Source organism: Streptomyces longhuiensis (assembly GCF_020616555.1).
Lineage (GTDB): Bacteria > Actinomycetota > Actinomycetes > Streptomycetales > Streptomycetaceae > Streptomyces > Streptomyces longhuiensis.
In genome coordinates this window covers 7,479,816-7,502,208 of sequence record NZ_CP085173.1, presented here as the reverse complement: position 1 = coordinate 7,502,208, position 22,393 = coordinate 7,479,816, and the positions used below count along the sequence as shown (strand labels likewise).

Annotated in this window: 20 protein-coding genes; 5 read left to right on the top strand and 15 right to left on the bottom strand. The window is 71.1% G+C overall.

What is annotated here, in order from left to right; all coding sequences use genetic code 11:
• Positions 1-31: 31 nt before the first annotated feature.
• Together LGI35_RS34285 and LGI35_RS34280 are read right to left on the bottom strand one after the other, a co-directional pair.
• Positions 32-694 carry a response regulator gene (locus LGI35_RS34285; RefSeq protein WP_227300646.1) on the bottom strand — a complete coding sequence of 221 codons (663 nt, stop codon included), beginning with the start codon at positions 692-694 and terminating at the stop codon, positions 32-34.
• 17 nt (positions 695-711) lie between these two features.
• A complete protein-coding gene (locus LGI35_RS34280; RefSeq protein ID WP_227298159.1) occupies positions 712-1,887 on the bottom strand; it encodes a sensor histidine kinase in 1,176 nt (391 codons plus the stop codon).
• A gap of 200 nt (positions 1,888-2,087) precedes the next feature.
• Here LGI35_RS34280 and LGI35_RS34275 point away from each other — a divergent pair, with 200 nt between their 5' ends.
• Together LGI35_RS34275 and LGI35_RS34270 are read left to right on the top strand one after the other, a co-directional pair.
• Positions 2,088-3,092: a carboxymuconolactone decarboxylase family protein gene (locus LGI35_RS34275; protein WP_227298158.1), complete on the top strand. Its 1,005-nt coding sequence runs from the start codon at positions 2,088-2,090 to the stop codon at positions 3,090-3,092.
• Positions 3,093-3,246: 154 nt separating this feature from the next.
• Positions 3,247-3,900, top strand: coding sequence for a hypothetical protein (locus LGI35_RS34270; RefSeq protein ID WP_227298157.1), 654 nt, complete (start codon positions 3,247-3,249; stop codon positions 3,898-3,900).
• Between the two features lie 16 nt (positions 3,901-3,916).
• Here LGI35_RS34270 and LGI35_RS34265 read toward each other — a convergent pair whose 3' ends face one another.
• From LGI35_RS34265 to LGI35_RS34225, 9 genes are all read right to left on the bottom strand, one after another.
• The gene (locus LGI35_RS34265; protein ID WP_227298156.1) at positions 3,917-5,437 is read right to left on the bottom strand and encodes an NCS1 family nucleobase:cation symporter-1; all 1,521 of its coding nucleotides are present in this window, start codon (positions 5,435-5,437) and stop codon (positions 3,917-3,919) included.
• 150 nt (positions 5,438-5,587) lie between these two features.
• The gene (locus LGI35_RS34260; protein WP_227298155.1) at positions 5,588-6,607 is read right to left on the bottom strand and encodes a TIGR03842 family LLM class F420-dependent oxidoreductase; all 1,020 of its coding nucleotides are present in this window, start codon (positions 6,605-6,607) and stop codon (positions 5,588-5,590) included.
• Between the two features lie 17 nt (positions 6,608-6,624).
• Positions 6,625-8,031 carry a dihydropyrimidinase gene (gene hydA, locus LGI35_RS34255; RefSeq protein WP_227298154.1) on the bottom strand — a complete coding sequence of 469 codons (1,407 nt, stop codon included), beginning with the start codon at positions 8,029-8,031 and terminating at the stop codon, positions 6,625-6,627.
• A gap of 25 nt (positions 8,032-8,056) precedes the next feature.
• Positions 8,057-8,899, bottom strand: coding sequence for a nitrilase-related carbon-nitrogen hydrolase (locus tag LGI35_RS34250; RefSeq protein ID WP_227298153.1), 843 nt, complete (start codon positions 8,897-8,899; stop codon positions 8,057-8,059).
• Between the two features lie 102 nt (positions 8,900-9,001).
• Positions 9,002-10,546 (bottom strand): PucR family transcriptional regulator, encoded by a 1,545-nt coding sequence (locus LGI35_RS34245; RefSeq protein WP_227298152.1) that lies wholly within the window; start codon positions 10,544-10,546, stop codon positions 9,002-9,004.
• Positions 10,547-10,596: 50 nt separating this feature from the next.
• Complete coding sequence (locus LGI35_RS34240) at positions 10,597-11,883, bottom strand: aspartate aminotransferase family protein (protein ID WP_227300645.1); 1,287 nt, start codon at positions 11,881-11,883, stop codon at positions 10,597-10,599.
• A gap of 47 nt (positions 11,884-11,930) precedes the next feature.
• The gene (locus LGI35_RS34235) at positions 11,931-12,773 is read right to left on the bottom strand and encodes a nitrilase-related carbon-nitrogen hydrolase (protein ID WP_227298151.1); all 843 of its coding nucleotides are present in this window, start codon (positions 12,771-12,773) and stop codon (positions 11,931-11,933) included.
• A 174-nt stretch (positions 12,774-12,947) separates the two neighbouring features.
• Positions 12,948-14,282, bottom strand: a complete 1,335-nt coding sequence (locus tag LGI35_RS34230; protein ID WP_227300644.1) for a hypothetical protein — start codon at positions 14,280-14,282, stop codon at positions 12,948-12,950.
• A 118-nt stretch (positions 14,283-14,400) separates the two neighbouring features.
• Positions 14,401-14,652 carry a helix-turn-helix domain-containing protein gene (locus tag LGI35_RS34225; RefSeq protein WP_227298150.1) on the bottom strand — a complete coding sequence of 84 codons (252 nt, stop codon included), beginning with the start codon at positions 14,650-14,652 and terminating at the stop codon, positions 14,401-14,403.
• 52 nt (positions 14,653-14,704) lie between these two features.
• Here LGI35_RS34225 and map point away from each other — a divergent pair, with 52 nt between their 5' ends.
• Positions 14,705-15,472: a type I methionyl aminopeptidase gene (gene map / locus LGI35_RS34220; protein WP_227298149.1), complete on the top strand. Its 768-nt coding sequence runs from the start codon at positions 14,705-14,707 to the stop codon at positions 15,470-15,472.
• A gap of 37 nt (positions 15,473-15,509) precedes the next feature.
• Here map and LGI35_RS34215 read toward each other — a convergent pair whose 3' ends face one another.
• Positions 15,510-16,208, bottom strand: a complete 699-nt coding sequence (locus LGI35_RS34215; protein ID WP_227298148.1) for a glycoside hydrolase family 75 protein — start codon at positions 16,206-16,208, stop codon at positions 15,510-15,512.
• A 171-nt stretch (positions 16,209-16,379) separates the two neighbouring features.
• Positions 16,380-18,248, bottom strand: a complete 1,869-nt coding sequence (gene ggt / locus LGI35_RS34210; RefSeq protein ID WP_376566135.1) for a gamma-glutamyltransferase — start codon at positions 18,246-18,248, stop codon at positions 16,380-16,382.
• A 103-nt stretch (positions 18,249-18,351) separates the two neighbouring features.
• Between ggt and LGI35_RS34205 the strand changes: the two genes are divergently transcribed.
• Both LGI35_RS34205 and LGI35_RS34200 read left to right on the top strand, forming a co-directional pair.
• On the top strand, positions 18,352-19,110 hold the full coding sequence (locus tag LGI35_RS34205) for a hypothetical protein (RefSeq protein WP_227298147.1): 759 nt from the start codon (positions 18,352-18,354) through the stop codon (positions 19,108-19,110).
• A gap of 197 nt (positions 19,111-19,307) precedes the next feature.
• Positions 19,308-20,828, top strand: coding sequence for a CocE/NonD family hydrolase (locus tag LGI35_RS34200; protein ID WP_227298146.1), 1,521 nt, complete (start codon positions 19,308-19,310; stop codon positions 20,826-20,828).
• 54 nt (positions 20,829-20,882) lie between these two features.
• Here the strand turns inward: LGI35_RS34200 and LGI35_RS34195 are convergent, their stop codons facing one another.
• Both LGI35_RS34195 and LGI35_RS34190 read right to left on the bottom strand, forming a co-directional pair.
• A complete protein-coding gene (locus LGI35_RS34195; protein WP_227298145.1) occupies positions 20,883-21,752 on the bottom strand; it encodes an amino acid ABC transporter permease in 870 nt (289 codons plus the stop codon).
• The gene (locus tag LGI35_RS34190) at positions 21,749-22,393 is read right to left on the bottom strand and encodes an amino acid ABC transporter permease (protein WP_227298144.1); all 645 of its coding nucleotides are present in this window, start codon (positions 22,391-22,393) and stop codon (positions 21,749-21,751) included. Before LGI35_RS34190 ends, LGI35_RS34195 begins: the two co-directional genes overlap by 4 nt.

Sequence of the window (22,393 nt, the reverse complement as noted above, 5' to 3'; positions counted from 1 at the left end):
CTGACGGGCTCGCACCGCGGGCGCCCGCGTGTCAGCGTGTGCGCGCCGCGACCAGGCCCGACTCGTAGGCGAACACGACGAGTTGGGCCCGGTCGCGGGCCCCGAGCTTCGTCATCGCGCGGCTGACATGGGTCTTGGCGGTGAACGGGCTGACGACCATGTGCGCGGCGATCTCCTCGTTCGTCAGGCCGCGCGCCGCGAGCGCGGTCACCTCGCGTTCGCGGCGCGTGAGGCACTCCAGGCCCGGCGGCGTGGAGCGGTCCGGTGGCCGGGACACGAACTCGCCGATGAGGCGGCGCGTCACGGCCGGCGACAGCAGTGCGTCCCCGCGGGCCACGACCTCGATCCCGGCCAGCAGGTCCTCGGGCTCGGTGTCCTTGAGCAGAAAACCGGACGCCCCGGCGCGCAGCGCGTCGAAGACGTACTCGTCCAGGCCGTAGTTGGTGAGGATGACGACGCGTACGCCGCTCAGGCGCGGGTCGGCGGCGATCCGGCGGGTCGCCTCGATGCCGCTCATCACGGGCATCTGGACGTCCACGAGGGCGATGTCGGGCACGTGCTTGCTCACGAGGGCGACCCCTTGCTCCCCGTCGGCCGCCTCGCCGACCACTTCGATGCCGTCCTCGGCCTCCAGGAGGGCGCGGAACCCGGCCCGCATGAGCGCCTGGTCGTCGACGAGCACGACCCGGATCACCGGACTGCTGCGACCGCTCATGGGGCCGCCCTCTCCGCCATGTCCCTTACGTTTTCCACTTCTCCTTCTGCAAGCTGGGCCGACCCGTCCACCGGCAGGCGGGCCCGCACCGCGAAGCCGCCCTCGGGGCGTGGCGCGGCGTCGAGGCTTCCGCCGAGCGCGGCGACGCGTTCGGCCATGCCCTTCAGCCCGTTGCCCGAGACCGGCGGGCGCGCGGGGTCGGCGGCGCCACCGTCCTCGACGCAGATCACCAACTCGGTCTCTTCATAGGCGAGTTGTACGGTCACCGCCGCCGGTCCCGCGTGCCGGGCGACGTTCGTCAGGGACTCCTGGACGATGCGGTACGCGGCACGGTCCAGGGCCGTCGGAAGCAGCCGCTCGCGGCCCGTCACCACCAGCTCGACGTCGAGGCCGGCCGAGCGGGCGCGCTCGACGAGGAGCGCCGGGCTTCCCGTGGGCTCGTCGGCCCGCAGCACGTCCAGGGTGGAGCGCAGCTCGCGCATCGCCTCGCCACTGGCCTCCTGGATCGCGAGCAGCGCGGGCGGCACCTCCTCGCCGCGCTTGCGCGCCAGATGCACGGCGACGCCCGCCTGGAGCTTGACGATCGAGATGCTGTGCGTGAGCGAGTCGTGCAGCTCGCGGGCGATGCGCAGACGCTCCTCCCCGGCCCGGCGCAGCGCGGCCTCCTCACGGGTGCGCTCCGCCTCCAGGGCGCGCTGTTCGGTCTGGCGCAGATATGCCTGCCAGTTCTTGTCGGCGAGCCCGGTGACCACGGCGCACAGGAACCAGCCGGCGAGGAGCAGACAGCTCTCCAGGGGGCGTCCCGCCACACCGCACACGACGAGGAACGCGGCGCCCGCCAGCGCGGCGAGCAGGCGGTGCCCCGCACGGGACGCCGTGTGCACGGCCGCCAGGACGGGCAGCGCGGCGAGGGCGCCCGGCTCCGCGTGGAGCACGTAGCCCGCGGTGCACGCCGTGGCGAGCGCGAGGACCGTGCGCGGCGCCCGCCGGTAGGCGGCGAGCGTGAGCGAGCCCGCGGCGATCAGGACGGCATCGAGCGCCGTCACTCCCCCGTCGGCCACCGCGGCGGCCACGACGAGCGCCCCGATGACGACGGCCAGCGTGACGTCGCCGATCAGGGCCTTGCGGTCCACGCCGACCGGACCTGTGCGGCGCCTGCGGTCCCCCTCCATGCCAGCACCATAGACCGGGCCGCCGACAAGGGCGTCACCCCTGGGGACCGCCCCTGGACTACTCCCCGTGCAGTAGTGGGCGGCGCGTTCGGCCTCGGGGGCGCAGTGCCAACTCACCTCCGGCGTACGACGCGTGAAGGTGCGGCGTCCGGCCACTGTGGGGTGTGCCGGAAGCAACCCGCAGCCACCAGGAGGACCCGATGTCACGGACGTTCCGCTACACCAGCCCGCCGCCCCCGCAGTCGGCCACCGGTCGCGTGGCCGAGGTCTACCGGCAGCTCGGCGAGGACTTCGGGATCGAGCGCGCCGCCACCTTCGTGGTCCTGGCGTCGGCCCCCGAACTCCTGGCCCCCGCCTGGGCGTTGATGCGGGAGTCGCTGATCGCGGGCGCGGGGACCCGTACCGACAGGGAGCTGGTCGCCGCCGGGGTGTCGCTCGCGAACCGGTGCCCGTTCTGCGTGGACGCGCACACCATGCTGCTGCACGCCACCGGCGACCACGCGCTCGCCGAGTCCCTGGCACGCGGCGAGGCACCGTCCGACGAGCGGCACGCGCGCGTGCTCGAATGGGGCCGCGCGACCCGCACGCCCGGCTCCCCCGGACTCACCCCGCTCCCCTTCCCGAGTGCCGAGGTCCCCGCGCAGCTCGGGACCGCGTTCGCCTTCCACTTCATCAACCGCGTCGTGTCCGCCCTGCTCACCGAGAACCTGCTGCCCTGCAACGCCCAGCGCCTGCGCCCCGTGCGCAGCCTCGGGGGCCGGAGCCTGGCGCGGACGGTGCGCCGGGACCACGTGCCGGGCGCGAGCCTCGCCCTGCTCGACGATCCGGGCCCCGGCCCCGCCTGGGCGGCCGGCACCCCCGTGGGCCCGGCGTACGCCGCGCTGCTCGACGCGGCGTCCACGGGCGCGGGACTGCTCGACGACGTCGACATCGCCCTCGTCGAGGAAGCCGTCGCCGCCTGGGACGGCTCGCATCCACCGCTCGTCTGGGACGAGCTGCCCGACCGCGAACGGCGGCCCGGGGCGCGCCTCGCGGTGCTGGCCGCCGTCGCCCCGTACCGCATCACCGACGAGGACGTGGCGGCCTGGCTGAAGCCGCCCTTCACCGATCACTGTCTCGTCCATCTGATCGCGTACGGCGCCTTCGCCGCGATCGACCGCATCGAGTCCGCCCTGCCCCTGTCCGCTCTCATGGAGAGGCCCTGACCGCGTACGCGGAGGACCCCTATGGGGTGAAGGGGCAGCGGTGCGGGGGTCCTGAACTGCGCGTGAGACGCATGAGGGGCAAGGGGGCGGTGTTGTCACGGGGCAACTCGTGTGACACTGGCGTCCCCTCCCCCTCGCACAAGGGGCGTACGCCGTGCGTTCTCTCCCTCTCCCCCTCGCGCTGACCGTGCGGGTCCTGCCGGTCGTGGTGCTCGCGTGCGCCGGCTGGGCCTGGACCTCGGGCCCGATGGCGGACTCGTCCGAGCAGCCCGCCGCTGCCCCGCAGCCCTCGCCGAAGCGTGCCGCGCAGTCAACGGGGTCCGCGACGAGCCGCGCCTACGACAAGCCGCCCGAGCCCTGCTCGGCCGTCACGGCGAAAACGGTCGCGGACCTGGTGCCGAAGGCCGACCCGTCGGGCAAGGAACTGGCCGCCGCCGACCGCTCGTTGCGCCGCGGCTGCTCGTGGAGCGCGCTGAAGGACTACGACTACCGCTGGCTCGACGTCTCCTTCGAGATCAAGGAGTCGGCCGCCGCGGCGGACACCTCCTTCGCCGCGCGCGGCAAGGGCGAGGCGGCGCCCGGCCTCGGTGACGAGGCCAGGATCGCCGTCGCCCTCACGACGCACGACAAGCAGAACACCCGGGAGGCCGTGGTGACGGTCAGGGCCGGCAACGCCCTGGTGACCGTCACCTACAACGGCAGCGACTTCGAGTCCCACGGCGCGCCCCCGGCGGACGGCATCCACAAGGGCGCCCTGAAGGCGGCCGGGGACGCGGTGGCGGCGCTGACCGGCAAGGAATCCAGCTGAGACGTGTGGGGACGGGTCAGACCCGGGCCCCGCGCGCCTTGGTCAGCGCCACGTAAAGGATCAGCGAGGACCCGAGCCCGACCGCCCAGCCGTAGTCCGCGAGCGGCTTGAGGAACGGGATCAGGCCGTCGACCGGGAACGGGCCCTGCTTGGCGCCCTTCGCGTCGACCGTCGAGTACGAGCCGCCGACCGCGAGGACGCCGCCCACGGCGAAGGCGATCACCGCGTTCCAGTTCCAGCCGCCCGAGTACCAGTACCGGCCGTTCGGCAGATACAGGTCGGCGAGGTGGAGCACCGTGCGGCGGATGATCCAGTAGTCGGCGATGAGGATGCCGGCGACGGTGCCGAGCAGTCCGCCGACGACGCCGAGCCAGGTGAAGATGTACAGCTCGGGCGTGGACGTCAGCTTCCACGGCATGACGAGGACGCCGATGACCCCGGTGATCAGGGCGCCGGTGCGGAAGTTGATGAGCTTGGGCGCGAGGTTCGCCAGGTCGTACGCGGGTGACACGACGTTCGCCGCGATGTTCACGGAGATGGTGGCGACGAAGACCGTGATGAGCGCGAACAGCAGGCCGAAGACGTTGTCGGTCTTGCCGGCGAGCGCGACCGGGTCCCAGATCGCGGCGCCGTAGACCTTCTCGGACCCGGACGTCACCAGGACGGACATCAGGGCGAACAGCGTCATGGTCGTCGGCAGGCCGAGGGTCTGCCCCCAGACCTGGGCGCGCTGTCCTTTGCCGAAGCGCGTGAAGTCCGGGATGTTGAGGCTGAGTGTGCTCCAGAAGCCGATCATGCCCATGAGGCCGGGGAAGAAGATCTTCCAGAAGTCGGCGCCCCAGCCGACCCGGGACGGCTCGTCGAGGAGCGTGCCGAAGCCGCCCGCCTTGTTCGCGATCCACACGAGCAGGACGACCGCGCCGACGAGGACGAACGGCGCCGCCCAGTTCTCGAAGCGGCGCAGGGTGTCCATGCCCCGGTAGATGATGGCGAGTTCGAGGACCCAGAAGAGCACGAAGCACAGCCACAGGGTCCACGGGTAGCCGCCGACCTTCGACACGTCGGCCCAGCCGCCGAAGACCTTCCCCAGCAGGACGAACACGCCCTGCCCGCCGATCCAGGTCTGGATGCCGAACCAGCAGCAGGCCACCGCCGCCCGGATCAGCGCGGGCAGATTGGCGCCCCGCAGGCCGAACGAGGCCCGGGCGAGGACGGGGAAGGGTATGCCGTACTTGGGTCCCGCGTGCCCGGTGAGCAGCATCGGCAGGAGCACGATGACGTTGGCGAGGGCGATGGTGAGGACGGCCTGCTTCCAGTCCATGCCCAGCGCGACGAGGCCCGAGGCGAGGGTCCAGGACGGGATGCAGTGGGCCATGCCGATCCACAGGGCCACGAAGTTGTAGGTGGTCCAGCGGCGTTCGGCGAGGGGGACGGGGCGCAGGTCGTCGTTGGCGTAGCGGCTGTCGGAGGGGTAGGCGTCGGCACTGAGGTCGATGCCGCCGCCCGCGGGCAGCGTGGGTGGCGCGGTGTCGGTCATGAGCAGGCCATTCGTTCGGGAGCCGGGGGGCTCGGACAGCGGGGAGGTGCGAACGGGCCGTGCGGGTGCGGGCGGTGGGGACCCTGGCGGGGAGGACGGGGGTCACGGGGTGGACCGAGATGGGGCTCAGGTGTTCACCACGGGAACGCCTCAGGCGTTCACCGCCGCAATGATGTGCTCCCCGTACGCGTCGATCACCTCCTCCTTCGCGTCGTGCATCGCGTAGACCGCGAACTGGTCGACGCCGAGGTCCCGCAGGGCGCGCAGCTTCTCGACGTGGTCCTGTGCGGTCCCGATGACGCAGAACCGGTCGACGATCTCGTCCGGCACGAACGCCGTGTCGGGGTTCCCGGTCCTGCCGTGGTGGGCGTAGTCGTAGCCCTGGCGGGCCTTGATGTAGTCGGTGAGTTCGTCGGGGACCATCGACGAGTGCTCGCCGTACTTGGTGACGAGGTCGGCGACGTGGTTGCCGACCATGCCGCCGAACCAGCGGCACTCCTCGCGCGCGTGGGCGAGGGACTCGGGCGAGTCGTCGGCGGTGACGTACGCGGGCGCCGCCACACAGATCTTCACCTCGGAAGGGTCGCGGCCCGCGCCGGCGGCCGCGTCCCGCACGGCCTTGATCATGTACTGGGTCAGATACGGGTCGGCGAGCTGGAGGATGAACCCGTCGGCCTCCTCGCCGGCCATCTTCAGGGCCTTGGGCCCGTACGCGGCCATCCAGACGGGCAGTTGGGCGCCGTCCCGCACCCACGGGAAGCGGATCACCGTGCCGCCGAGGTCGGCCTCGTCGCCGCGGCCGAGCGACCTGATGACCTCCATGGCCTCGCTGATCCGGGCGAGCGTGTTCGGCTTGCGTCCGGCGACGCGCATCGCGGAGTCGCCGCGGCCGATGCCGCAGATGGTGCGGTTGCCGTACATGTCGTTGAGGGTGGCGAAGGTGGAGGCGGTGACCTCCCAGGTGCGGGTGCCCGGGTTGGTGACCATCGGGCCGACGGTCAGGTGCGACGTCTCGGCCAGGATCCGGCTGTAGATGACGAAGGGTTCCTGCCACAGCACGGCCGAGTCGAAGGTCCACCCGTGGGTGAAGCCCTCACGCTCGGCACGCTGCATGAGGGAGACGACGCCGGAGGCCGGGGGGTCGGTCTGGAGGACGAGTCCGAAGTCCATGTGATCCGCCAATTTTTCTAGTTCAGGTACTGGCAGGTGGAGCGCGCGGTGTACACGCCGTGACCGGCGCGGCCCGTGAACTCCCGCTGATCGATGACGAGTTCACCGCGCGAGAGCACCGTCTCGACGCGGCCGGTGATCCGTTTGCCCTCGTACGCCGAGTAGTCGACGTTCATGTGGTGGGTCTCGGCGGAGACGACCTGCTCGGCGTGCGGGTCGTAGATGACGACGTCGGCGTCGGCGCCGGGCGCGATGGTGCCCTTCTTCGGGTAGAGGCCGAACATGCGGGCCGGGGTCGCGCAGGCGATCTCGATCCACCGGCGGCGCGAGATGTGTCCGTCGACGACGGCCTGGTGCAGGAGGTCCATGCGGTTCTCGACGCCGGGCATGCCGTTGGGGATCTTCGAGAAGTCGCCGCGGCCCAGCTCCTTCTGTCCGGTGAAGCAGAACGGGCAGTGGTCGGTGGACACGACCTGGAGGTCGTTCGTGCGCAGGCCCCGCCACAGGGCCGCCTGGTGGTCCTTGGGCCGCAGGGGTGTGCTGCACACGTACTTGGCGCCCTCGAAGTCCGGCTCTGCGAGGTTGTCCGTGGACAGGAAGAGGTACTGCGGGCAGGTCTCGCCGAAGACGTTCAGGCCCTCGTCGCGGGCGCGGGCGATCTCGGCGAGCGCCTCCTGCGCCGAGACGTGCACCACGTACAGGGGCGCGCCCGCGACCTGGGCGAGCTTGATGGCGCGGTGCGTCGCCTCGGCTTCGAGGAGCGCCTTCCTGACCTCGCCGTGGAAGCGTGGGTCGGTCTCGCCGCGCTCCAGGGCCTGCTGCACGAGGACGTCGATCGCGATGCCGTTCTCGGCGTGCATCATGATGAGGCCGCCGTTCTCGCCGGCCCGCTGCATGGCCCGCAGGATCTGCCCGTCGTCGGAGTAGAAGACGCCGGGGTACGCCATGAACTGCTTGAACGACGTGACCCCTTCGGCGACGAGCAGGTCCATCTCCTTGAGCGTCTCGTCGTGCACGTCGGAGACGATCATGTGGAAGCCGTAGTCGATCGCGCAGTTCCCGTCGGCCTTGGCGTGCCAGGCGTCCAGCCCCTCGCGCAGGGTGTGCCCGACGGACTGGATGGCGAAGTCGACGATGGTGGTCGTGCCGCCCCAGGCCGCCGCCCGGGTGCCCGTCTCGAAGGTGTCGGCGGCGAAGGTGCCGCCGAACGGCATCTCCATGTGGGTGTGCGCGTCGACACCGCCCGGGATGACGTACTTCTGGCGTGCGTCGATCGTCCGGTCCGCGGTCCAGGATTCCGCGGCGTCGGTGCCCGCCGCGGCGAGGGCGGCGATGCGCCCGTCCTCGATGAGTACGTCGGCGTGGATCTCGTCGGCGGCGGTGACGACGAGTCCGCCGCGGATGACGGTACGGCTGCTGCTCATGCTCCCTCTTCCGTGTCTACGCTGCCTACGGGTTGGTCAGCGGCGTGTACGCGCCCGGCGCGCGGTCGCGGTAGAACTGCCAGCGGTCGCGGACCTCGCGCAGTTTGGCCATGTCGAGGTCCCGTACGACGAGTTCGGGTTCCTTGTCCCCGGCGACCTCCCCGACGAACTGGCCCTCCGGGTCGACGAAGTAGCTCGTCCCGTAGAAGTCGTTGTCGCCGTACTCCTCCTGGCCGACGCGGTTGATCGCGCCGACGAAGTACTCGTTCGCGACGGCGGACGCCGGCTGTTCCAGCTGCCACAGGTAGCCGGAGAGGCCGCGCGAGGTCGCCGACGGGTTGAAGACGATCTGCGCGCCTTCCAGGCCGAGCGCGCGCCAGCCCTCGGGGAAGTGCCGGTCGTAGCAGATGTAGACGCCGATCTTCCCGACGGCCGTGTCGAAGACGGGCCAGCCGGAGTTGCCCGGACGGAAGTAGAACTTCTCCCAGAATCCCCTCACTTGCGGGATGTGGGTCTTGCGGTACTTGCCGAGGTAGGTGCCGTCGGCGTCGATCACGGCGGCCGTGTTGTAGAGGACGCCGGGCTGCTCCTCCTCGTACATCGGCAGCACGAGGACGATGCCGTGCTCGGCGGCGAGCGCCTGGAAGCGCCGGACGGTGGGGCCGTCGGGGATCGCCTCGGCGTACTCGTAGAACTTCGCGTCCTGCACCTGGCAGAAGTACGGGCCGTAGAACAGCTCCTGGAAGCAGAGGACCTTCGCCCCCTGCGCGGCGGCGTCGCGGACGGCCTGCTCATGGACCTGGATCATGGACTCTTTGTCGCCCGTCCAGGCGGTCTGGAAGATCGCGGCGCGGATCACGGTGCTCATCGGGGACCTCCGGTCGCTCGGTGTGCCGTGAGCCTAGGAAGTCCGCGCCGCGTACCGGAGTTGCACCGTGTCACGTCTGGAGCCGTGAGGCGTTCCACGCTGTCACCCTCTCTGCGCGTCGTGGGCGAGGAGGGCGATGTGGACGGACGCGGCCTGCTCGAAGTCGTCGAGGTCGAGACCGAGGAGCGACTCGATGGCCTCCAGCCTGCGGTAGAGGGCGGGGCGGCTCATGTGGTGGAGCTGCGCCGTGCGCGACTTGTTGCGCCCGGTCGCGAGATAGGTCCGCAGCACGGGCAGCAGGCCCGGGTCGTCGGCGTACAGGAGCCCGTCCAGCTCGCGTTCGGCGAAGGCCTGGACGTGCGGGTCGTCGCGCAGGAGCCGTACGAGGCCCCGCAGGCGGACGTCGCGCAGGCGCACGACGGGCGGGACGTCCGGGGTGCCGGCCGCGGCCTGCGCGATGTGCAGCGCCTCGCGCAGCCCGGCGGGCACGTCGTCCCAGCCGGTGCACGGCTCGGCGGCCGCCACGACGACCTGCTCCCCCGCCCCGGTGCGCAGGCGGGTCGCGAAGTGCTCGGTGAGCGGTCCCGCGGCCTGGTCGCGGGCGAGGCTGAGCAGGACGGCGGTGGCGCCGTCCGCGAGTTCGGCGGCAAGTCCGGAGAGCCCCAACAGGCGTAGTACGCGGTCGAGTTCGGCCGGGTCGCCGTCACGGACGACGAGCGGGACGAAGGTGCGGCGGTTGACGGGGAGCCCGGCGGCCCTGGCCCGGGGCAGGAGCTGGCGGGCCGGTACGACGCCGGAGACGAGGTCGGTGAGGATGCTCTGCGCCGACTGTTCCTCCCAGGTGTGGGCGGCGCCGCCGAGCATGCGGTGCAGGACGAGGGCCTCGGCGGCGCGTTCGGCGAGGAGCCGTCCGGTGGGGCCGTCGCCCCGGTAGCCGCACAGCACGACGCTGCCCCAGCGTTCGCCGCGCCCGTCGAGGTCGGCGCGGTACCAGTCGGCGCCGTCGGCGCAGCCCGCCCGGCGCGCGATGCGTTCCCAGTCGCGCAGCACGTCGTCCACGGCGGACCGCTCACCGGCGGTGGCGAGGACACGGTGGGCGAGGTTGGCGACGACGACGGGGCAGCCGCTGTGCGCGGCGATCTCGTCGAGGAGCCGCTGGAGCGGGGCGCCCGCCGTGATGAGTCCGGTCAGCGCGGTGCGGATCCCCTCGGAGAGGCTGACGGCGGCGAACTTCCGCCTCACCAGCCTCGATTGGACCTCCTCCGTGAGTTCGGCGAAGGGGAACGGGCGGTGCAGGACGACCATCGGCAGCCCGTACCGCTCGGCCGCGCGCCGCATGTCCTCGGGCGGCGACGGGAAGGCACGGCCGAGCCCGAGGACGACGGCCGCCGCCTCCGCGCGGTGCAGGGACTTGATGTACTCGGTCCTGGCCCGGGTGTTCCCGGCCAGGAGGACGCCGGTGGTGAGGACCATCTCGCCGCCGCTGAGCATCACCCCGACGTCGGCGGCCTCGGCGACGTGCACCCAGCGCACGGGCCGGTCGAGGTGACCGGCCCCCGCGATCACCTCGGGGTCCCCCGCCGCGATCCGCTCCAGGGCGAGTATCTGCCGTACGGACAGGGCGTGTTCGGCGGCGGTGACGGTCATCGGGGCCCCTTCTTCTACACTGCCTTCGGCTGGCAGACCCGCTGCCTCGGCTAACAGGCGCTGTGCAGGGCCCGCTCCAGGACGGCCGCGCCCTCTTCCGCCTCGGCGACGGTGAGCGTCAGGGGTGGCGCGATGCGCAGCACGCTGGTGTTGTGCCCGCCGCCCTTGCCGACGAGGAGTCCGCCCTCGCGGGCCGCCTCGATCACGCGTGCCGCCGCGTCCGGGTCGGCCTCGTCCGTGCCGGGTTTCACCAGTTCGATGCCGATCATCAGGCCCCTGCCGCGCACTTCCCGTACGCACTCCGTGGTGGCGCCGATGGCCCGCAGCCGCTCGATGAGGAGGCCGCCGACGCGGCGGGCGTTGCCCTGGAGGTCGTGTTCGAGGAGGTAGATGAGGTTGGCGAGGCCGGCTGCCATCGTCACCGGCGAGCCGCCGAACGTCGAGATGGAGTTGGAGTCGAGGCAGTTCATGACCTCGGCGCGCGCGACGACACCGCCGATGGACATGCCGTTCCCGATGCCCTTGGCGAAGGTCAGGATGTCGGGGGGACCGTTCTGCCCGTGCGCCTGCCAGCCCCAGAAGTGGTCGCCGGTGCGTCCCCAGCCCGTCTGGACCTCGTCGGCGATCCACAGGATGCCGTGCTCCCGCAGCACCTCGCGGAACGCCGCGTACAGGCCGTCGGGCGGCGAGGTGAACCCGCCGACGCCCTGGATGGGTTCGGCGATGAGCGCGGCGACCCCCCGGGTCTGGCCGAGGATGTCCCGCAGGTCGTCGACGCACGCCTCGATGAACTGGGCGTCGGTCAGATGGGAGTACGGGCCCCGGCTGCGTACCCCGCCGTGGACGTACAGCGTCTGGAGGGGGGAGAGGCTGGTCGGGGACCAGCCGCGGTTGCCGGTGATGCCGACGGCGGAGAAGGACCGGCCGTGGTAGCTGTTGCGCATCGCGAGGATCTGGTTCGAGCGGCGGTACGCGGTGGCGAGCAGCAGCGCCGTGTCGTTGGCCTCGGTGCCGGAGGTGGTGAAGAAGACGCGGGCGTCCGGAATGCCGGACAACGAGGCGACGCGCTCGGCGAGTTCGACCATCTGCCGGTTGAGGTAGAGGGTCGAGGTGTGGATGATGCGTCCGGCCTGCTCGCTGACCGCCTTGGTCACCTCCGGCAGGGCGTGCGCGGTCATCGTCGTCAGGATGCCGCCGAAGAAGTCGAGGTACTTGTTCCCGGCGGCGTCCCAGACGTGGCGGCCCTCGCCGTGGGTGATCTCGATGGGGCGGTCGTAGTACAGGGCGAGCCAGTCCGGCAGGACGGCGCGGTGACGAGCGTGGAGGTCGGGGGTCATCAAGGTCGCACGGGTCCCTTCGTCGGCTCCGTCACGAGTGACAGTGGTCATGGCTGCACCAGCCCTTCGTATGCGTCGGGCCGGCGGTCCCGGTAGAACGCCCACTGCTGGCGTACCTCGTCGATGAGGCCGAAGTCGAGGTCCCGTACGAGGAGTTCCTCGTCCTTGTCGCTCGCGGCGTCGCCCACGGTCCGCCCACGGGGGTCGACGAAGTAGCTCGTGCCGTAGAAGTCGTTGTCGCCGTACTCCTCCACGCCGACGCGGTTGATCGCGGCGATGAAGTACTCGTTCGCGACGGCGGCGGCCGGCTGCTCCAGCTGCCACAGGTACGCCGAGAGGCCGCGGCTCGTGGCGGACGGGTTGTACACGAGCTGGGCGCCGTTGAGGCCGAGCTGGCGCCAGCCCTCCGGGAAGTGCCGGTCGTAGCAGATGTAGACGCCGACGCGGCCGACGGCGGTCTCGAAGACCGGCCAGCCCAGGTTTCCCGGCTTGAAGTAGTACTTCTCCCAGAAGCCCTTCACCTGCGGGATGTGGTGCTTGCGGTACTTGCCGAGGTACGTGCCGTCGGCGTTGATCACGGCCGCGGTGTTGAAGTAGAACCCGGACTGCTCGACCTCGAAGACCGGTACGACGACGACCATCCCGGTCTCGCGGGCCAGCGCCTGCATCCTGGTCACGGTCGGCCCGTCCGGCACGGGCTCGGCCCAGCGGTAGTGCTCGGCCTCCTGCACCTGGCAGAAGTAGGGGGCGTTGAAGACCTCCTGGAAGCCGATGATCCGGGCGCCCTGCCGGGCCGCCTCCCGCGCATGTTCCTCATGCTTGGTGATCATGGATTCGGTGTCGCCCGTCCAGGTCGCCTGGACCAGCGCGGCGCGTACGACGTGGGCCATGTGCCGCTCCTTTGCCTGTTGCCCCCGCCGGGGGACGTCAGAGAGCCTCTACGCCCGTAGACACAGGCCGTAGAGGGACGAACGTAAGCCTCACCGGCGGCCTTGCCAAGACCATCGCCGTTAACCGGCGGAATCGATCATGTTTCGCACCCGTGCGGGTGAGAAGCGACCGGACTACGCGTGGAACCCGGCGACTCTGAGCGCGTGCACGACGTCCCAGTACCGCTCGTCGGACACGCCGCGCGCCGCCTCGACGAGCAGCGGGACGAGGCGCCCCGGGTCGTCGCGCACGCTGCGGGCGGCTTCTTCGGGGGTGCGTACGCGGACGTACGCGTCGAGGAGCGCGCGCGTCTCGCGGTGGCGGCCCTCGCCGGCGAGGCGGAGCACGGACGTGCCGATCTCGGTGGCGGGTCGGGCCACTCCCTGGCGCAGGATCTGCTGCGCGTCGGCGGTGCGTCCCGCGGCGGCGAGCGCGTCGGCGGCGGCCACGAGGAGGTCGGCCGGGAGCGAGGCCGTCTCCCAGAGCAGGGTCGCCCAGTCGGCGCCGAGGCCCGCGCGGTTCAACTCGGCGGCGAGCAGCGGGAATCGGGCGGCCGGCCAGTGGGCGGCCTCGACGAGCACGCCGTGCGCCTCCCCGCCGCGGCCCTCGGTGCGCAGCCGCAGCAGGGTGCCGGCGCAGGCGGCGACGGCGGCGCGCGCCTCGCTGTCGAGGCGCTGCGGGGCGGGCGGTTCCGCCGCCTCCCCTTCGGCGGCTCCGGCGAACCGGGCGCCGCGGGGGCTCGCGGTGGAGTCCCGTGACGGGCCCTGAACGGCGAGGGCCGTGGGCAGGGCCGTGTCGTCGGCGGGCGCGGCCTCGTCGAGCATCCCGGCGAATCGGGCGCTGCCGCGGGGGCGACGTCTGCGCTCCTTGGGCGCTTTGGAGCGTTCCGGGGGTTCGGGTTCGGGAGGCGCCGGCCGCGGACGCCGCTGCGGTACGGGCACGGGTGGTGGCGGCGGCTGGCGATCCAGGTCCGCGATCCTCCGGTGGAGCTCCGCGCAGCGGGCCGTAGCGCGTTCGTGGTCGTCCCGCGCCCAGGCCAGGTCGAGGCGCGTCGCCTCCGCCTGCTCGCGCGTGGCGGCCGTGCGCAGATGCCGGGCCAGCTCCACCTGGCGCTCGGCGGCGTACCGCTGCTCACGGAGCATCACGTCGAGCCGGTCACCGAGCAGGTCACGGCCGCCGGGCCGCGCGTCGAAGGCGGTGAGCGAGGCGCGGTGCAGGACCCGGGCCCGTACCGACTCGGCCTCGACCTCGGCCTCGCAGGACCCCCCGCCCACGCCCAGATCCTGGAGCAGGGCTTCCACGACATCCCAGGGAGGCACCTCGGCGCCGGTGAGGCAGACCCTCATCCCGTCGGGGTCACGCTGCCAGAAGATGCCGCACCAGCCGGAGTCCTGGTCGAGCCGGGCCAGCAGGTCCCGCAGGTACACCGCGAACTCCCGGACCTGGTCAGGGAGTTGTTCCACTTCCATCACACGCCGCCCGATCCCTCCGCAGAGTGGAGTCTTCCGGTTCGGAAGAAAACACCCTCCGTGTTTCGAGGACGCTACGGGCGGTTTTCCGGAGTGGCACCGTCCTCACTCGCCGCAGCTAGACGGTCACCGGTGAGCAGCTCGCCACGATCTCGTCCATGGACAGGCCGAGGGTCCGGGCGAGGGCCGCGACCGTGAAGAAGGCGGGGGTGGGCGCACGGCCGGTCTCGATCTTGCGGAGCGTCTCGGCGGACAGACCCGCGCTCGCGGCGACCTCGACCATGCTCCGCCCGCGCCGGGCCTCGCGCAGCAGCAGGCCGAGCCGCTCACCGCGCTCGCGCTCTTCGGGGGTCAGGGGGGTTCGGACCATGCGTCCAGTCTACTGGCAGAACCCCCATTCAAATACCGGTATTGTAATTGGCATGGTGGAACTCAAGACAGACACATCGATCGACGAGATGCGGGAAGCGGGCCGGGTCGTGGCCCAGGCGCTCGCGGCGGTCCGCGAGAAGGCGGCCGTAGGGGTCTCGCTCCTGGAGCTGGACTCGGTGGCGCACGGCGTGCTGCGCGCGGCCGACGCGAGCTCCCCCTTCCTCGGCTACCGCCCCTCGTTCGCGCCCACGCCCTTCCCGGCGGTCCTGTGCGCGTCGGTGAACGACGCGATCGTGCACGGCATCCCCGACGGGTACCGGCTGCGCGACGGCGACCTGCTCTCGGCCGACTTCGGCGCCCAACTGGGCGGCTGGGCCGGGGACTCGGCGATCAGCTTCACGGTCGGCACGGCGCGCCCCGAGGACGTACGCCTCATCGAGACGGCGGAGCGCGCGCTCGCGGCGGGCATCGCGGCGGCGGTCGTCGGCAACAGGATCGGGGACATCGCCCACGCCATCGGCAAGGTGTGCCGGGCGGAGGGTTACGGCATCCCGGACGGCTTCGGCGGGCACGGCATCGGCCGCAAGATGCACGAGGACCCGCCCGTCCCGAACGAGGGACGGGCGGGCCGGGGCATGCGCCTCAAGCACGGCATGGTGATCGCGATCGAGCCGATGGTGATCGCCGGAGGCATGGACGACTACTACGCGGCCCCGGACGGCTGGACCCTGCGCACGGGCGACGGCACCCGCGCCGCCCACGCCGAACACACGGTGGCCGTCACGGACGCGGGGCCACGGATCCTGACGGCGCTGTGAGGAGGAGGCCCTTGCGGCGGGTGCGTCGCCTGCGTCCTCAGTTGTCCTGGAGGAACTTCCTCGCCAGGGAGTCGCCGAGGGTCACCGCCGCGCTGTGGCTCTCGATCGGGGACGTCTGGTTGTTCTTGAACACGATGTACGTGACGCCGGAGCCCGTGCCGCCGGTCGCCGGGTTCGGGTCGATGCCGAGGGCCTTCGCGGTGGCGTAGGACGCCTCACCGATGATCTTGTCCGGGCCGGTGTCGCCGACCACCGCGTACTCGACCTTGTTGTTGTAGATGACGGCCACGACGCCGCCGCCCTTGATGCCGGCTCCGGCGTAGTTCCAGATGCTGCCGGCGCTGGGCACGACGACGTAGGGGAGTTTCTCGGCGCTCAGCGCCTTGCCGTCGGACTGGTGGAAGGCCGTGTCGTCCTGGAACCAGGGGTCGGTGCCGGCGTTGCACTGCGTGGTGATCTGGCCGTCGCAGTCGATGTCCATGTCGGCCTTCCAGAACACCGCGCCGTTCTTGCCGCAGACCGGCACGGTCGCCGAGGTCTCCTCGTCGGTGCGGTACTTGCCGTTGGATATCTGCGAGCAGGACGTGACTTTGGCGAGCAGGTCGGCCGCGCCGACCGTGCCCTCCTGGGCGCGCTGGGGGCCGCTCTCGCGGGCGGTGGCGTTCGTGGGGAGCAGAGCCGTCGCGAGCAGCGCGGCCCCGGCGGAGGCAGTGAGGGCGAGCGTTCGGGTACGCACGTGGGGAGACCCTTCTGTTAGGAAAGTTTCCTTACCTTCGGAGGCCAAATCTCGTGCCACCGCAGGTACCTGTCAACCCCTCGAATGCGTCAAGGGGCCCGCGGCTCCCGCCAGTTGACGTCGATCGCACATCAACCGGCGGGACCCACGGGCCCCTCACCGCACGTTCGGTCAGCCGCCGGAAGCCGGCCTCACCACCATCGCCGAGCCGCCGCCGCGCCGCACCTTTTCGGCCGCCGCGAGCCACTGGCCGTTCTTCAGGCGCTGCACGCCCGTGGCCGCGCCGATCTCCGGGTTCTGCTTGAAGACGTGGCCGAGCGCCTCAAGACGCGCCCTCGACGGCGAGTCCCACAGGCCCGGTTCGAGCTCCGTCGCCGCCGCGTTGCGCTGGCTGGCGCGGGGTGCTGCGATCGCGTCCACCAGGGGCAGCCCGCGGTCGACGAAGCCGGTCAGCGTCTGCAGGACGGTCGTGATGATCGTCGCGCCGCCGGGCGAGCCGAGGGCCACGACCGGCCGGTCGTGCCGGTCGAGCACGATCGTCGGGGAGATCGACGAGCGCGGGCGCTTGCCCGGCCCCGGCAGGTTCGGGTCATGGACCGCCGGGTTGGCCGGCGCGAACGAGAAGTCCGTGAGCTCGTTGTTGAGCAGGAATCCCCGCCCCGGGACCGTGATGCCGCTGCCGCCCGTCGACTCGATCGTCAGCGTGTACGCGACGACGTTGCCCCACTTGTCGGCGACCGTCAGATGGGTCGTGTTCTCGCCCTCGAACGTCGTCGGGGCGGCCTTGTCGCCCGGCTCACCGCACTTGCCGGGGTGCCGCGGGTCGCCCGGCGCCAGCGGGCTCGTCAGGACCGCGTCGTCCTTGATGAGGCACTCCCGCGAGTCGGCGAACCGCTGCGAGAGCAGTTCCTTCGCCGGGACATCCTCGAAGCCGGGGTCGCCGACCCACCGCCCGCGGTCCGCGAACGCGATCCGGCTCGCCTCGATGTAGCGGTGCAGGTACTGCTCCTGCGTGGCCTTCGACAGGTCCGTCCGCTCAAGGATGTTGAGCGCCTCGCCAACCGTCGTGCCGCCCGAGGACGACGGCGCCATCGAGTAGACACCGAGCCCGCGGTACGAGGTTCGCGTCGGGGCCTGGAGCTTCGCCCCGTACGCCTTGAGGTCCTTGACGGACAGCTTGCCGGGCCGCGCCACCCGGCCCGACGCCGGGTCCACGGGCGGCTTGTTCACGGTGCGTACGACGTCCTCGCCTATGTCGCCCCGGTAGATGGCGCCGACGCCCTTGTGCGCCAACTCCTCGTAGGTGCGCGCGAGATCGGGGTTCTTGAACGTGGAGCCGACGACGGGGAGCGCGCCGCCCGGCAGGAACAGCTCGGCCGTGGCGGGGAAGTCCTTGAACCGCGCCTGGTTCGCCTCGGTCTGGGAGCGGAACGTTGCGTCGACCGTGAACCCGTCCCGCGCCAGCTTCTGCGCGGGCCGCAGCACCGAGCCGAGGCGCTCGCTGCCCCAGGTGTCGAGCGCGGTCTGCCAGGTGGCGGGCGTGCCCGGCGTCCCGACGCTCAGTCCGCTCGTCACCGCGTCGTTGAAGTCGAGCGGCTTGCCGTTCTCCAGGAACAGCCCCGAGTCCGCGGTGAGCGGGGCCGTCTCGCGGCCGTCGATCGTGTGCACCTTGCGGGTCTTCGCGTCGTAGTAGACGAAGTAGCCGCCTCCACCGACACCCGCGGAGTACGGCTCGGTGACGCCGAGCGCCGCGGCGGTGGCGACGGCGGCGTCGACCGCGTTGCCGCCCTTGCGCAGGACCTCGATGCCGGCGGCGGACGCGTCCGCGTCGACGCTGGAGACCGCGCCGCCGTAGCCGACGGCCAGCGGCACCTTCGTCGCGTTCGCGTCGTGAGCCTCGGACGCGGGGGAAGCCGGGGGTGCGGCGGCCCCCACCGTCACCAGCGTGGCCGCGACGGCCAGTCCCGAGAGATTCCGCAGGTTTCGCAGACCTCGCCGATTCCGCTGATTCCGCAGATTCCGCGCAACAGGACGTCTCATCCGTACCTCCAGTCAACAGCCGTCCGCGCAGCGTAACTTCACTTCCGCGAGCCGTCATGACCCCCTCGAACAAGGATCCGTCCGCCCGCTACCATGCGCCCCCATGACGGAAGACGTGCGCAACATCGTCCTCGGCGTGATCGCAGCCGGGATCAGCGCCGCCCTTGGCTGGCTCGCCCGCTCCTACCTGTGGAGGCGCAAACTCCGCCGCAGGCAGGCCTTCTTCGGGCTGCCCGACAACTCCGAGTCGCTCCTCGTGGTCAACCGCGACGCGGGCGGCCCCGAGCTGACGGTGAAGCGTCACGACGTCTTCGCCCTGCTCGAACTCTCGGCGATCATCAAGGACTGCGGGGCGCACGCGCAGGTCGTCGCGCACGACACGGCCCAGCAGGGCTTCGGGGAGCGCACGGAGTTCTGTGTGGGCGGACCGGCGTCGAACCGCCGGATGGCCGCCCATATGCACAGCCTTCTGCCGGGCGTCCGCGTCAACACGGACCCGGAGCCCGGCCCCGACCGCGGCGCGTTCCAGATAGGCAGCGAGCGCTACCGCCTGGAGCCGGGGATCACGGAGTACGTGCTGCTCGCCCGGCTGACGGCGGGCCAGGGGCACGGCTCGCGCCCGGTCTTCCTCTTCTGCGGCCAGCTGCCGGTCACGAACCAGGCGGCCACCCGCTATCTCGCCCGCCACCACGAGCGCCTGGCCCGCAAGCACGGCGGCAACGCGTTCGCGCTTCTCCTGAAGGTCGTCAACTCCCAGGCGTACGGCCCCGATGTGGTCGAGCTGGTCGGTGACGTCACCCGCGCCGCCCAGGCACCGGCCCCGGCTGCGACGCCCCGCGCCTCCTCGCACCGGGCGAAGTGACCCGCCCCTGACCTGGGGCGCGACCGACGCCGTTGAACAACAAAACATCGTTACCCGTACGTAACTTACCGACGGGTTACCTACGGTAAGACGCCACGGTTACCGTCGGGTCACTTTGCACTGACACGAGTGAGGAGTGACCCGTGGGACACCCGCGACACCCGCGCAGAGCGCTGCGTACGACCACTGTTGGTGCCGTGTCCGCGACCCTGATCGCCGGGGCGGCACTCGGCCTGGCCCCCGCCGCGCAGGCGGCGCCGGGGCCGGGCGTGCGCTTCGTCGACATCAGCGGCGCCGGCGGAACGGTCCTCAAGGCCAACGTCGTAGCCCCCTCCGACACCTCGCGCAGATACCCGGTCGTCGTGCTCCCCACGAGCTGGGCCGTGCCGCAGATCGAGTACCTCGCCCAGGCCAAGCAGCTCGCCGACTCCGGCTATGTCGTGGTGAGTTACAACTCGCGCGGCTTCTGGCAGTCCGGCGGCCAGATCGAGGTCGGCGGCCCCGAGGACATCGAGGACGCTTCGAAGGTCATCGACTGGGCCCTCGCGAACACCCAGGCCGACCCGGACAAGGTCGGCATGGCGGGCGTCTCCTACGGCGCGGGCATCAGCCTGCTCGCCGCGGGGCACGACAAGCGCATCAAGGCCGTGGCGGCGCTCAGCGGCTGGGGCGACCTGATCGACTCGATCTACTCGGGCCGCACCCAGCACTTCCAGGCCGCCGCCCTGCTCTCCGGCGCCGGCTATCTCACGGGCCGCCCGAGCCCCGAACTCCAGCAGGTCATGAAGGACTTCCTCGGCTCGAACCTGGCCAAGGAGGACGACATGATCGCGTGGGGCAGGAAGCGCTCCCCCGAGACGTACCTCGACAGCATCAACAAGAACGGCGCCGCCATCCTCCTCGGCAACGCCTGGGGCGACACCATCTTCCCGCCCAACCAGTACGCGGACTTCTACGAGAAGCTGACCACTCCCAAGCGCCTGGAGTTCCGCCCCGGCGACCACGCCACGGCCGAGGCGACCGGACTGCTCGGGCTGCCCAACGACACGTGGCAGGACACGCACCGCTGGTTCGACCACTACCTCAAGGGCGACGACAACGGCGTCGACCGCGAGCTCCCCGTCCGCATCAAGTCCCGGTCCACCGGCGCGTACGAGAGCTACCCCGACTGGAAGTCGGTCGGCGCGACGAAGAGGAAGATCGCCCTCGCGGGCACGACCACGATCCACACGAACGTCGACTCGGGCGCCAACGGCGGGCTCCTGGAACTCTCGAACATCCTCGACCAGTTCCTGCGGCTGCCCCCGACGGCCTCGGTGCCGCTGCTGCCGCGCCGCTGGGCGGGCGTGTGGCAGTCGGAGAAGTACACGTCCGAACAGCATGTGCGCGGGACGGCGAAGCTGCACACGACGCTCACCCCGACCAAGGAGAGCGGAACCCTCGTCGCGTACCTCTACGACGTGGGCCCGCTCGGCCTCGGCAAGCTGGTCAGCAACGCGCCGTACACCTTCCACGGCAAGACACCCGGTGCTCCGTTCGGCGTGGACCTGGAGTTGTTCTCCACGGCCTACGACGTCCCGGCAGGGCACCGGCTCGCCCTGGTCGTCGACACGGTCGACCCGCTCTATATCGAGCACAACCCGACCGGCGCGCAGCTGACCTTCTCCTCGCCGAAGGACGACCCGTCATACGTGTCGATCCCCCTGCGCGAGCAGTGATCTCCGGCTGCTGCCGGGCGGGCATGGCCCTGTGGTCTCTGCAAGGAGCCCCTGCTACTGCACCCCCGGCAGCAGCGTCCCCGGTTCGGCCGGGGCGACTTCGGCCGCCTCGACCTTGGGGTTGCGCCGCTGGCGTTTGGACACCCACTGGGCGAACCACGAAAGCAGCATGCACATCCCGATGTAGATCGGAGAGATCACCATCACCACGGGGATGAAGGGCAAATCGTAGTCGAGGTTCGAGGCGATGAGTTTCCCGGCGTGGAGGAACTCCTCGTAGGTGATGAGATAGCCGAGCGAGGTGTCCTTCAGGGCGACGACCAGCTGACTGATGATGGCGGGCAGCATGGCGCGTACGGCCTGAGGCACGAGGACGTGCGTCATGACCTGGGTCTTGCGCATGCCGAGCGCGAACGCGGCCTCGCCCTGGCCGCGTTCGACGGAGTTGACGCCGGAGCGGAAGACCTCGGCGAGCACCGAACCGTTGTAGAGGGCGAGCCCGGCGACGAGGGCGGGCAGCGGCTGGACCTTCAGCGCCACGAAGATGAAGAAGATCATCACCAGGACGGGCATCGCGCGGAAGAACTCCACGACGAGCGTGGCGAGCCAGCGCACCGGCCGGTGGTCGGACAGGCGCCCCACCGCGAGGACGGTCCCGAGCACGAGCGAGAGCACGGCGGCGAGGGCGAAGGCCTTCAGTGTGTTGCCGAGCCCGCGCAGGAGCAGCTCCTGGATGCCCTTGTACTCGAACGGCATCCACTTCGTGTACGTGAACTGGTCGGTGTCGAACAGGAGGTAGAAGATCCAGGCGAGCAGGCCGAGCACGATCAGCGTGGACAGCACCCCGTACAGCCGGTGCCGGCGCTCGGTCTTCGGTCCCGGTACGTCGTAGAGGGCCGTCGCGTCGTGGGCAAGAGCTTTCATCGGGGAACTCCCCAGCGCTTCTCGAGCACGTTGAAGATCGCGCTGATGGTGAGGGTGATGATCAGGTAGCCGACGGCGATCCAGAAGAAGGTCCAGATGATGTTGTAGCCCAGCTCGCTGAGGGTCTTGTAGGTGCCGAGCAGCTCGTTGACGCTGAACGCGCCGGCGATCGCCGAGTTCTTGGCGAGGGCGATGAGGGTCGAGCCGACGGGCGGGATGACGGACCGGAAGGCCTGCGGGAGCACCACCATCGACAGCGTCTGGCTGAACGTCATACCGAGGCTGCGGGCCGCCTCGCCCTGTCCCCTCGGGACGGTGTTGATGCCGGAGCGCAGGGCCTCGCAGATGAACGCGGAGGTGTAGCAGCCGAGCGCGAGGATCGCGAACACCTTGAAGGGCAGCACGAGTCCGAAGCGCGGCAGGCCGAGCAGCACGGCGAAGAACAGCAGCGTCAGCGGGGTGTTGCGCAGGACGGTGACCCACACCGTGCCGAAGGCCCGGAAGGATCCGACGGGCGCGACCCGGAACGACGCCATCACGAAGCCGAGGACGAGCGCGAGGATCGAGGCGTAGACGGTCAGTTCGACCGTCCCGAGGAACCCCTTGGCGAAGGTGGAGAAATTGCTGGTCAGTACGTCCAC

Coding starts and splice junctions, on each gene's coding strand:
- LGI35_RS34280 (WP_227298159.1), bottom strand. CDS start 1,887: ATGGAGGGGGACCGCAGGCGCCGCACAGGTCCGGTCGGCGTGGACCGC.
- LGI35_RS34275 (WP_227298158.1), top strand. CDS start 2,088: ATGTCACGGACGTTCCGCTACACCAGCCCGCCGCCCCCGCAGTCGGCC.
- LGI35_RS34265 (WP_227298156.1), bottom strand. CDS start 5,437: ATGACCGACACCGCGCCACCCACGCTGCCCGCGGGCGGCGGCATCGAC.
- LGI35_RS34260 (WP_227298155.1), bottom strand. CDS start 6,607: ATGGACTTCGGACTCGTCCTCCAGACCGACCCCCCGGCCTCCGGCGTC.
- hydA (WP_227298154.1), bottom strand. CDS start 8,031: ATGAGCAGCAGCCGTACCGTCATCCGCGGCGGACTCGTCGTCACCGCC.
- LGI35_RS34250 (WP_227298153.1), bottom strand. CDS start 8,899: ATGAGCACCGTGATCCGCGCCGCGATCTTCCAGACCGCCTGGACGGGC.
- LGI35_RS34245 (WP_227298152.1), bottom strand. CDS start 10,546: ATGACCGTCACCGCCGCCGAACACGCCCTGTCCGTACGGCAGATACTC.
- LGI35_RS34240 (WP_227300645.1), bottom strand. CDS start 11,883: ATGACCCCCGACCTCCACGCTCGTCACCGCGCCGTCCTGCCGGACTGG.
- LGI35_RS34235 (WP_227298151.1), bottom strand. CDS start 12,773: ATGGCCCACGTCGTACGCGCCGCGCTGGTCCAGGCGACCTGGACGGGC.
- LGI35_RS34230 (WP_227300644.1), bottom strand. CDS start 14,282: ATGGAAGTGGAACAACTCCCTGACCAGGTCCGGGAGTTCGCGGTGTAC.
- LGI35_RS34225 (WP_227298150.1), bottom strand. CDS start 14,652: ATGGTCCGAACCCCCCTGACCCCCGAAGAGCGCGAGCGCGGTGAGCGG.
- map (WP_227298149.1), top strand. CDS start 14,705: ATGGTGGAACTCAAGACAGACACATCGATCGACGAGATGCGGGAAGCG.
- ggt (WP_376566135.1), bottom strand. CDS start 18,248: ATGAGACGTCCTGTTGCGCGGAATCTGCGGAATCAGCGGAATCGGCGA.
- LGI35_RS34205 (WP_227298147.1), top strand. CDS start 18,352: ATGACGGAAGACGTGCGCAACATCGTCCTCGGCGTGATCGCAGCCGGG.
- LGI35_RS34195 (WP_227298145.1), bottom strand. CDS start 21,752: ATGAAAGCTCTTGCCCACGACGCGACGGCCCTCTACGACGTACCGGGA.